Source organism: Paenibacillus sp. 32O-W, assembly GCF_007679495.1.
GTDB classification, from domain to species: domain Bacteria; phylum Bacillota; class Bacilli; order Paenibacillales; family NBRC-103111; genus Paenibacillus_L; species Paenibacillus_L residui.
Genome location: NZ_VEGP01000101.1, coordinates 1 through 10,709 on the forward strand (window position 1 = coordinate 1; position 10,709 = coordinate 10,709).

The window sequence follows — 10,709 nt, forward strand, 5'->3', positions numbered from 1 at the left end:
AACTTTTTATGACGAAAATGCCTTGTCACAACGTGAATCTCTCAGATTTTGGCTAGGCTACATTCCGAATTCATGTTTAATCCATAGACATCCGGTGTTAAAATGAATTTACACTCAACTAAGACTCGAAGGGACCGCCCTCCCGGGTTTTGTATACGCACTAGAGGAGGTTGGTTCATTATGGACGAAAGGCAAGAAGCAACCATTCTGGTTGTTGAGGATGAAGAGAAAATTGCCAGGCTGTTGGAGCTTGAATTGGAGAGTGAAGGCTATTCGGTCGTGAAAACCGGGAACGGCCTGGATGCTCTGGAAGCCTATAAGACAAAGAGTTGGGATTTAATTCTGTTAGATGTCATGCTGCCGGGAATAAGCGGAATCGAGCTGCTGCGCCGCATCCGATCCATGGACAATTCGACTCCCGTTATTCTGTTGACGGCCAAAAGCTCCGTGGAAGATAAAGTGTCGGGACTCGATCTGGGGGCGAACGATTACGTGACCAAACCGTTCCAGATCGAGGAATTGCTCGCCCGCGTACGGGCGGCGCTGCGAATGCGCAAGCGCGAACCGGCCGAAACGGAACCGGACCATGGCCATTGGCTGACATGCGCAGATCTGAAATTGAATGAGCAGACGAGGGAAGTGTTTCGCGGTGAAGAACCGATTGAATTGACCCCGCGCGAATTCGATCTGGCGTCCTACCTGTTGAAGCATCCGCGACAAGTGCTTGAGCGGGAGCAAATATTGGAAGCGGTGTGGGGCTTCGATTATATGGGCGAGACGAACATTGTGGATGTGTATATCCGTTATATCCGCAAAAAAATCGATCACGGCCGCGAGCCCGCCCTGATCCATACGGTACGCGGCGTCGGCTACGTGTTAAAGGATAAATGACACTATGAAATTGCGAAATAAAATACTTCTGTATTCCTCGGCTCTTTTTATCACCCTTTTCATCCTGATGAACGGATTGATCTATTATTTGTTTAATACATTGGTCTTGAACAATGAATTAACAAACATGAAGGCGCAAGCGGATAAAATCGTCCGCAGCTTAACCCAATCGGCGAATACGATTCCGCTGAACGATTTGCTTCGCACCTATGCTCCGCTCAGCGGAATGATCCGCATCGTGGCGGAGGACGGCGACAACAAGGCGCTTGTCACTTCTTCGGATCAGCAGCCATTGAGCAAGCTCGAAGTAAAATATGATAACCGCCAGCGCAGCGAAATTATCAAGTATGGCGGGCAGAGCTACACGTTCATCTCGCTTCCGGTCATATGGCCGGACGGCAGCGTGGTTAATATTCAATTATCGCAAAGCCTGCGCGAGATCGAGCATAACTTGTCCGTTCTGCGGATCGTGCTTATGGCGGTTACTCTCGTGGCGATGATTCCGGTTCTCATCTCCAGCCGGTGGCTCAGCAATCTGCTCACGCGGCCGATTACGTCCATGATTTCCACTATGCGCGACATCCGGCAAAGCGGGAAATTCAAACGACTAGCCTTGAAGGAGAAGTCGCAGGACGAGCTGTATGAGATGGGAAAGTCCTTCAATCATATGATCGATTTGCTCGAAGAAAACTTCGAGAAGCAGGAACAATTCGTATCCAACGCCTCCCACGAACTTAAGACGCCGCTTACGGTCATTGAAAGCTATTCCAGTCTGCTCAAGAGACGAGGGAAGGAGCGGCCGGAATTGTTGGAGGAATCGGTGGATGCGATACATTCCGAAGCGGTCCGGATGCGGGAGATGACCGAACAATTGCTGCTGCTGGCCAAGAACAGCGAGCAATGGGACCTTCAGCCCGAGCAGGCCGATCTGCAGGAGCTTGTGGAGCAATCGGTGAAAGTGTTCCAGAATGCTTATGGCCGAACCGTTCTTGTCGAGTCATCCGGGCCGATCATGGCGTATGTGGATATTCAGAAGCTGAAGCAATTGATCTTCATCTTTCTGGATAATGCCAGGAAATACAGCGATGAATCGATTACCGTTAGCACCGGTACCAGGGAGCGGCATGCCTTCGTGAAAATACTGGACCACGGCCTCGGTATCCCGAAAGAAGACCTGCCGAAGGTATTTGACCGGTTCTATAGAGTGGATAAGACAAGAAGCCGCAAGCAAGGCGGAACCGGCCTCGGTTTATCTCTGGCGAAGGAAATGGCCGAGGCAATGGGTGCAAGAATCGAACTGGAAAGTGTAGAAGGCTTGGGCACGACCGCCACCATTTGGCTGCCCCTGGACTGATCAAGACTTGAGCCCTCTTCCGTAACGATTCTCATCGAATTCTCATTTTTTCATGATACCTTTAAGTAATCCCCTACAAAGTGATGTAGTCCTTCGAAACGTATTCCGGGTGCTTTGCGGGAAGCCCCAGAACCAGAAGATGACTAAGACGTATTAGTGGAAGCTTTTCATGAAAAATCGTAAAGTGTCCTATTGTAATATTTTTATGATAAAAAGAGACGGGGTGATTGCATGTGGCGATGGATCGGGGCCGTCGGCCTGTCCGTCCTCCTCATCGCGTTATTGGCGCTGGGGCTCAAATGGCCGATAGGGGCGGCTCCGGCTGATTTGTTGGCGGAGCCTGAGATCCGGGAGGCGGTATTGCTTCAATATGCCGGGGAGATCCGCCAGATCAAGCAGCGGGACAAAGATTACGATGTGGAGCTTGAATACCAAGGCGGGATCTACCGTCTCGAGGTAGACGGCGCCAATGGTAATATAACGGCGCTGGAAACATTGGAACCGGCGGCATCCCCTTGGCCGGCAGAGCAAGAGCCGTCGTCCGGGGCTGCTGCGGGAACGAATACGGAGCCGGTGCCGGGACAGACGCATGCTGATGGAGAGGAGCTCAGCGGCGATCAGATTAGAGCCATTATCCAATCCGAGGCTCCGGGGGATATCCAGTTCTTCAAACGTATTTATCAGAATGGAAACCCTGTCTACAAGGCCATAGTCAAAGGGGAATCCGGCAAGTCCGTCATTATGGTGGATGCCCTGACCGGAAAGATACTGTTATCCAAAGGAAACTCATCTGCAGCTACATTGACCGAGCAGGAAGCTATCGTCATTGCTCTCTCTAATGTGCAGGGCAAGGTGGAAGATACGGACCTGGAGGAAACAGACAGTGCGGCTTACTACCTGATCGACATTGAAACGGATGACGAACGGGAAGCTACGGTGCAAATTCATGCCGTTTCGGGCGAAGTGATGTCGATTACCTGGGATGATTAAAGCAGAAGCATTGCAGAACGGCTCTCTCCTTTTTCTCATCATTTTCTAATGTAACTTTCCTTCTCTTCTCATATTGATGCGGTACAGTATAAATCGAAGCACCCATTCAAAACACCGAGGAGGAATTAATAATGAAGAAGAAATTAGCAGCAGGAATACTTTCAGTGGTCCTTGTGACAGGCGGTGCGATGGCGGTTCATGCATCCGTCAGCCAAGCGGCGGAGCCCCAGGTTAAAGCCCAGGAACAGAGAAGCATGCTGACAGAGGAGCAGGCGAAGCAAATCGCGCTGAACAAGAAGCATATTCCAGGCGCTGAGGTTACCTCCGTGGAACTGCAGCAGCAGGATAATTTTCAGTATTACAAAGTCCATTTGGAAAGAGACCGATTAGGATTCGATGTCTATCTGAATGCCTATACGGGGAACATACTGAAAGTCGTCAAATATTGGGACGGCGTCAGCTACGGTGATCCAAAAATTGATTTTGTAAAATATAAGGATAACCCCGATCGATATTACAACTATCACTACAAGAAAGATGACGATGTGGCAAAAATGACTCCCTCCCTCTCCGCCGAACAGGCTGCAGAGATCGTTAAATCGCAAATCAGCGGGGCTGTCATTACCGAAATCGAGTTGGATGAAGAAGACAACCGGCTGGTTTATGAAATAGAAGTGATCGCAGACTATAATGAGGCAGACGTGACCATCGATGCGAGCACCGGGAAGGTCCTTTCTATCGATTGGGACGACGATGATTATGATGACGACCATGATGATGACCATGACGATGATTACGACTTAGATTAATATTTCCGTATCAAAAAGAAACTCAGCAGTTAACCTGATGGAGACCCTTCACTGGAAGGGTCCTTTTTTTCTGAATTTAAGACACTTTTCATTAGTTATTCATATTCCTTTAATTGTTTTGATGTATAATTACGGGAGTCTATTTAATATAGGAAAAAATGCAAACAAGCTTTGGAGTGATGAATGTGGACATCCAGGATTTAAACGGATGGAAAGATTTCCTATTAGTTTACAAATTTGCGATGGATGAAGTGAATACGAAACTGAAAATTTTGAACGAAGAATTCAGATTCAGCCATAATTATAATCCGATTGAGCATTTGAAATCGCGCCTGAAGACACCGGCCAGCATTGTACAAAAGCTTAAGAGAAAGAACCTGGAGGTTTCTTTGGAGAGTGCCCGCAAGCACATTCACGATGTTGCCGGAATCCGGATTATTTGCTCCTTTACGACCGATATCTACAAAATTCTGGACATCCTGTGCAAACAAAGCGATATTTATATGGTTGAGGTTAAAGATTACATAAAAAATCCAAAGCCCAACGGCTACCGAAGCCTTCACCTAATCGTGGAAATCCCGGTCTTCCTCGCTAACCGGACAGAGCATGTCAAGGTAGAGATCCAAATTCGCACGATCGCGATGGATTTCTGGGCCAGTCTGGAGCATAAAATCTTCTATAAATTCCAGAGGGAAATTCCCAAGGAGCTGACGGATCAACTGCGGGAATCGGCCGCCCTGGTTCATCAATTGGATAAGCAAATGCTTGCCATTAACGAGGAAATCCAGCAATTCAAAATAAACGACGGCATTGAATACGATGAGGGACAGCAGACAATAAACCTTGCCCTGACCTCTAAATTCTCCACCTAGCCCTACAAAAAAGCGGACCCGCCAGTTAAACGTGGTCCGCTGCTTTCATAATTAGCGTGCCCCTCTCTCCTTCCAGGGCAAGATCCGCTTCATGAAGCGAGCATATGATCGAGGTGCCTCCGGAGTCTGCAAACCGGGAGGCTGCATCGATCTTGGGCTGCATGCTGCCTTCGCTGAAATGTCCCTCCCGCCTGAACCTCTCCAGTTCCGGGGGAGTGACCCTGGTTAACGCCCTCTGCCCGGGACGGCCGTAATGAATATAGACATTGTCTACATCCGTCAGAATCAGCAGTACATCGGCTCCAATCTCCTGAGCCAGCTTGCACGCGCTGTGATCCTTATCAATGACCGCTTCGATACCGCGGTAAGTCCCGTCCGGCTTGCGCACGACCGGAATTCCCCCGCCGCCGCAGGCAATCACAATTTGATCCTCGTTCAGCAGCTTCGCTATTACATCGGCCTCGATGATATGCAGCGGAAGCGGAGAAGGAACGACTCGGCGCCAGCCCCGGTTGGCATCCTCTTTCATAATCCAGCCCTTCTCCTGCATGAATGCCCGCGCCTCTTCCTCGGAATAGAAGGCCCCGATGGGCTTCGTCGGGCTTCGAAAAGCTTCATCATCCGATGAAACTTCTACACGAGTCACGATGCTGACTACGGACTTATCAATTCCCAGCAGCTCCAGCTCATTACGCATCGCCTGCTGTATCATATAACCGATCAGCCCTTGGCTCTCCGCACTGCAAACGTCCAACGGCATCTGCGGCACGACCTGTCTGGCTTCCTCGTTCTGCCGCAAAATATTCCCCACCTGCGGCCCGTTGCCATGAGTAATGATCAATCGGTAGCCCATGCGGATTAATTTGGCCAGAATCCTGCAGCTTGCAGTTACATTGGCCAGTTGATTCTCGAAGGTCGCTTCCTGTTTGGGCTGAAGGATGGCATTTCCTCCAAGTGCGACTAATATCGTCCTGTTGTTCAAAAGATTTCTCCCCCCACAACTGTCCAATCCTTGGCAAGAGTCCGGCGGTGATGCACCTGCCTAATAAACTCTACCTCATTATACCTGTCCTGTACCCGCATTCAACCGTAAAGTGGATTTTCTCCGGAAAATCAGAGATTCGATGCATAAATGCGCACCAGGCTGTCACACAGAAACCCTGGACTCCATCCAGGCTTATTCGAAGCCTTTCTTGTCGCGATGCTCATCGTTGCGGATAAGTCACGGCTATAGGAGCACAGGTTTAGGTGCCTGTATTAGGATGAGGAGTACCATAGGAGACTTCAACCGCTATATATAGAATCCACGTTAGTTCTATAGTATTCTTTAATCAATCCGATAAGATCACAAAGTTGAAGACCTCGTTTTGCAAACATAGCTTTAAGACGGACAGGTAACCCGGTTGCCGGGTCATCCTGAACAGCAGCATGCCGAGAGCCAAGTATCGGACATACCCTTTGCATTATTATATCTAACGGCAGCAACGCCTTATAAAACAAACGCATGTATGGAACCGTTCCATACATGCGTTTGTTTATGTCTATTTCGGGTCATCGCGCGGCGTCTTGCTGGGTGATCTTACTGCTGAGCTTTCCACTCATTGATGCACTGCAGGAACCTAGCCGGCTCGTCAGTGGCATACCAGCGGATGCCCAGATCCAACAGAGAATGAATAGCTCCCCCTTCTATTTCGAAGGGCAATACCTCAAGGTCTACTTCGGCCTTCCTTGTTTCGTCCAGCGCATATTGCAGAAATTCCCGGTCCACAACATAAGGCCAGTCCGAGGCTCCTTCCTGGCTGCGCAAATGAATTTGGACCTGATCCAGACCTTCGAAGCCGGAGGCCAGAACATCGGCGAAGGTGGCGCGGATTTTGTCCGGGCTTCCTCCAACCCACTGCATGCTTTTGACCCCTTGGGTGATTTGCTTCATCTTCTTGCAGTTCTCCTGAACATTATGGGTGAATATGACCTGTTTGTTCACACCATATTGGTCAATCATGGCCCCTAGCTGCTGCAGGTCTACTTCCTTCAGATCGAGGTAAGCCATCCTTTCGGGATGTCCCTGCATTTCACGAAACATTTCTTCCAGCGACGGCACTTTCTCTCCGGCAAATTTCTCGTCAAACTTGATTCCCGCATCCCAGGCACGGATTTCCTCGAAGGTCAACTGCGAAGCGGGAAGCGTGTTGATCTCATCCGGAGCATTCGTCGTCCTCTCCAGTGTCGCATCATGCAAACATATGATGACGCCGTCCCGGGTCGAACGGACATCCACTTCGGGAATGCCGCCCAATTCCCAGGCGTAGCGAATGGCTGCCATTGTATTATCCGGCGCTTCGTAGGCTCCTCCTCCGCGATGCGCCTGCCAGTAAATGGTATTGTCTTCTTTACCCACCTGTTATCACTCCTGTCGGATAGTTGAAGCGAGCTCTTAGAGGTTTAGTCTAATCCAAATATTTACGCACCCGCTTGAACTTGTCAAGAGTTGTATTTACGGATTAAGAGCCGTTTCCAACGGGGAGCAGCAATCGGCCGGAACTTCATCGGCCAGCCATACCTCATTACCGGCATAGTAGAATTGTGTGCCTTGTTCATGCGCCTTGCGGGTATCGACAGCAAGAATGACCAACTGCCCGCGCCTCTGGCCCGCCAACGAAGCAAAATGAAGCCCTTCGGAAAGATGGACGTACTGACGGCCCATCGGACGGAGTCCCTCTGCAAGTATTTCCTGCAGGACAAACATATTCGTCCCGTGATACAGCACATCCGGGGGCTGACCGGGCTCGTAGCTTAGTTTCTGGTGACTATGCCCGTATCTAGCCCTTATCCGGTCGCCGTTGATTTCGAAACGCTGTTTGTCGGAGTTGCGGACGACCTGCTCGATTTCTTCCATCGTCACCGCCTTCCATTTCGGCCGGGAGCGGACCGCCTGCAGCAAAGCTGCTGTAGGACAGGAACCGTCCCGCGACTCCAACACAATTCCGTATTCTTGCGGAGTATGCCTCAATATTTTCGTCATGAATTTGCTGAGACTGATCTCTTCCTTTTTGTTTAACACAATTTTTCCCCCTCTGACTCTATGTAAGTAATTTCTCAAGCATAGAAACGCACCTTTGTTTCCAATCTCGCAGCCAGCGCTTTAAGCGCCCTTTGTCATGCTCGGATTTCACGAATGACATTACCCATTTGACTTCCAACAATACTTTTATTGGTTTGAATAAAAAAGACCACTGGCTCCAATGCCTGCGGTCTTGCCAAGTAAAGTAACTGTCTACTTACATTGTTTCGATTACAGGCCCGTTTAAGGCCGCCGGGGACCCGGAAATAAAAAAAGACCATGGCTCTATCGTCCATGATCCGGTATAAGCATACTTTAAATCAGGGTGGAGCTTCCCGGACTGGTATAGCTTCTATGCACCGGAGAGGCCGATAAGAGAAACAAGCGTATCATATGCGGTTGTCAAATGATCGAGTTGACCTGTCATCTTCATCGGCCTCCTTTCTAATAAATGGTATATTCATCTTAACCGCAGGCAGTCGTCCCGTCAACAGCCCTCCTGCGGACAGTTTAGTTATAATCATTTACTACCTGCTGCCACCGAAGCAGCTACATCACCTTGCGGGAAGGATTTTTCGTGTAGCGGTTGGCATATGACGAAGCCACTACAGATTCCGGCTTCACCCGAGCCCGATAAATGCCCATGGCCTCCACCCGCTCGACCATCTCTTGGACGTAGAGAGACGTTTTATTGACAATAGGCCTCGTCCCGGCATCAATGTCGATGAATGATTGCAGTGATGCTCCTTGATAAACATAAGGGAGAAGCACTTCTTCCATTTGGTGCACCGCATCTCCCGCGAAATAAGAAGCCACCTCCTGGGAAAGCGATGTCTCCATAGACAGCTTTTCCTTCACGGAAGTCATTTCTCTGGGTACGATAACCTGCCGATAGCAGGCCCAAGCGCCCTTGCCTGGCCGATGGATGACGATGCCGGTCACAAATTTCGTATAACCGCGATAGACCTGGCTGTCAGAACCGATAACAAAATGATATAGAGATGCGGGATCTTGAGCCATAAAACGCAAAATGCGCTGCAGCACATCATCAATGGAAAGCCTGCTTTCCGTCACATTCTGGAATTTCAGTTCACCTTGCACGGGAATTCGTTGGTTTAATGTCATAGTCGTCACCAGTACAATGTACTTCCATCCTTTCGTTCGTTTGCGGAGCATTCCCCATTCCGCTCCTGTGCATATTATTCCTGTCTTTCTTTTACACTATCCGATGGCCGCTATTTCCGATTACTTTCAGACTATTCAGTTATTTCTCGACAGGGTTGGACGGATAGGGACGGGAATCACCCGTTCGTCTGCCAGTCGCCGTAAGAAGCAGCAACATCTATGACTTGACCTATCCATGATTTAGTGAAAAAAGCTGCATTGTACAGAAAAACCAATAGAAAAAGGCTGCGAAATACGCAGCCCATGTATAGATACCGAAAAAACTCCTTAAGAAGAAGTCGCGTCTGTACCAAGCAGACGCTGTATCGGCACAGGAAAGCGGCGCATAACGCAATATGGGGTACAGGAAAGCGCATGAAGCTCCCATTGGCAGAAAAAATGAGTATATTTCTCTTGCTGGATCATGGTCCTATACCTCCTTGTTCTCAAATGGATGAGTTTTGCATGAAACATCGTAACACGCGATTCCAAAAGCTGTCAACCCTTCTTGTTTTTACTTAACGAAATCTTTAAGAGGACGACCCGCCATTCAACACCTCGTCCACCCAACGGTAACCCCTCTCTAAATCCGCATCGCTGATCAAGTCCGATCTATGCTCAAATTGAATTTTGACCGTCTTGTTTTCCATTAAAAAGGCAGGCCTCTATCCCGTAGAAGCCATCCTTATAATCGCGGAGGTACTTGTTGTAGTCAAATCCTCCATACTGGCCAATCATAAAATGATTCATTGTCTTCCCCTTTCTCCTGCTGCAGCTTGTCCAGTTAAAAAATTTCTTTAGTTCCTCCAACCTGATACTTCATTCCGTCTGCATCTATTCGAATGACCTCGGGAACATAATTAACAGGTGCCTCCAAAAGGAAAAAGGACTACACTTCTTCAAGTCCGGCTCGCAAGTCCCTAATAAATTGTTCCGCAAACTGCTGCATTTCATCGTAAACGATCTGTGCCTCCGGCAAATAACATTTCCCTTTACCGAGTACGTGCTGCTCAAAATACTCCAATGTTTGCTCCAAACTCTGCCCCCTGGCCGTTCCTGTACATAATGATTTAACGATGAGATAGGTTTTGCCTCCCTCGATCATATGAGCATCATGCAGCAGCTTGCCCTCCAATGTTTGCGGAACCTCTTCTTTCTGCGATTCCCAAGAGACTTTAACAATTTTATCTATATATTCTTCTGGTAATCCTTCTTCCTCCAGAAAGCTTCTAATTCGTTCCTCATCCAAGTAAATAAATCCATGAAAGTAGCAGCCGTATTTGATTAAATCATGGTCAGTAATTTCCGGATAAAATTTTAATAATTGGTTAGCGGACCGGATCATTCTGTCGATATGGGTTAAATCGTGCATAATATCTTTCTTCTCATAATAAGGTTTGACAAAATGTATCAGACGGTTGTAATCGATCATCCTAATCAGATCCTTTTCCTGAATTTAAAAAGGAATAATTCCCATTTCGATTCTATAGTACCTGAATCCGTGATCTTTAAAATCAAAATAGCTAGATAAAGAAAGGAAATCAATGATCGATGGAGAAATAGTAGGA

General features: G+C 48.4%; 10 protein-coding genes. 5 read left to right on the top strand and 5 right to left on the bottom strand.

The features are described 5' to 3' along the window. The first annotated feature begins 180 nt into the window (after positions 1 to 180). The 5 genes from FS806_RS23880 (at position 181) to FS806_RS23900 (ending at position 4,916) form a co-directional block, all read left to right on the top strand. Positions 181 to 891, top strand: a complete 711-nt coding sequence (locus FS806_RS23880) for a response regulator transcription factor (RefSeq protein ID WP_144941696.1) — start codon at positions 181 to 183, stop codon at positions 889 to 891. A 4-nt stretch (positions 892 to 895) separates the two neighbouring features. Further along, a complete protein-coding gene (locus tag FS806_RS23885) occupies positions 896 to 2,245 on the top strand; it encodes a sensor histidine kinase (protein WP_144941698.1) in 1,350 nt (449 codons plus the stop codon). Between the two features lie 231 nt (positions 2,246 to 2,476). Further along, positions 2,477 to 3,235, top strand: a complete 759-nt coding sequence (locus FS806_RS23890) for a PepSY domain-containing protein (protein ID WP_144941700.1) — start codon at positions 2,477 to 2,479, stop codon at positions 3,233 to 3,235. A gap of 131 nt (positions 3,236 to 3,366) precedes the next feature. Continuing rightward, the gene (locus FS806_RS23895; RefSeq protein ID WP_144941702.1) at positions 3,367 to 4,044 is read left to right on the top strand and encodes a PepSY domain-containing protein; all 678 of its coding nucleotides are present in this window, start codon (positions 3,367 to 3,369) and stop codon (positions 4,042 to 4,044) included. Between the two features lie 176 nt (positions 4,045 to 4,220). Beyond that, positions 4,221 to 4,916, top strand: coding sequence for a GTP pyrophosphokinase (locus FS806_RS23900; RefSeq protein WP_370451778.1), 696 nt, complete (start codon positions 4,221 to 4,223; stop codon positions 4,914 to 4,916). Positions 4,917 to 4,941: 25 nt separating this feature from the next. Here FS806_RS23900 and arcC read toward each other — a convergent pair whose 3' ends face one another. The 5 genes from arcC to FS806_RS23930 form a co-directional block, all read right to left on the bottom strand. Continuing rightward, positions 4,942 to 5,898 (bottom strand): carbamate kinase, encoded by a 957-nt coding sequence (gene arcC, locus FS806_RS23905; protein ID WP_144941704.1) that lies wholly within the window; start codon positions 5,896 to 5,898, stop codon positions 4,942 to 4,944. A gap of 597 nt (positions 5,899 to 6,495) precedes the next feature. After that, a complete protein-coding gene (locus FS806_RS23910; RefSeq protein WP_260982239.1) occupies positions 6,496 to 7,314 on the bottom strand; it encodes a glycerophosphodiester phosphodiesterase in 819 nt (272 codons plus the stop codon). 96 nt (positions 7,315 to 7,410) lie between these two features. Beyond that, complete coding sequence (locus FS806_RS23915; RefSeq protein WP_144941706.1) at positions 7,411 to 7,977, bottom strand: RNA 2'-phosphotransferase; 567 nt, start codon at positions 7,975 to 7,977, stop codon at positions 7,411 to 7,413. 549 nt (positions 7,978 to 8,526) lie between these two features. Continuing rightward, entirely contained in the window at positions 8,527 to 9,102 is a 576-nt protein-coding gene (locus FS806_RS23920; protein ID WP_144941714.1) for a ribonuclease H-like YkuK family protein, read from the bottom strand. A gap of 928 nt (positions 9,103 to 10,030) precedes the next feature. After that, a complete protein-coding gene (locus FS806_RS23930) occupies positions 10,031 to 10,573 on the bottom strand; it encodes a hypothetical protein (RefSeq protein ID WP_144941708.1) in 543 nt (180 codons plus the stop codon). Positions 10,574 to 10,709 lie beyond the last annotated feature (136 nt).

Bases quoted from the DNA above. Each gene is read 5' to 3' on its own strand.
- FS806_RS23880 (WP_144941696.1), top strand. From the start codon at position 181: ATGGACGAAAGGCAAGAAGCAACCATTCTGGTTGTTGAGGATGAAGAG.
- FS806_RS23885 (WP_144941698.1), top strand. From the start codon at position 896: ATGAAATTGCGAAATAAAATACTTCTGTATTCCTCGGCTCTTTTTATC.
- FS806_RS23890 (WP_144941700.1), top strand. From the start codon at position 2,477: ATGTGGCGATGGATCGGGGCCGTCGGCCTGTCCGTCCTCCTCATCGCG.
- FS806_RS23895 (WP_144941702.1), top strand. From the start codon at position 3,367: ATGAAGAAGAAATTAGCAGCAGGAATACTTTCAGTGGTCCTTGTGACA.
- FS806_RS23920 (WP_144941714.1), bottom strand. From the start codon at position 9,102: ATGACATTAAACCAACGAATTCCCGTGCAAGGTGAACTGAAATTCCAG.
- FS806_RS23930 (WP_144941708.1), bottom strand. From the start codon at position 10,573: ATGATCGATTACAACCGTCTGATACATTTTGTCAAACCTTATTATGAG.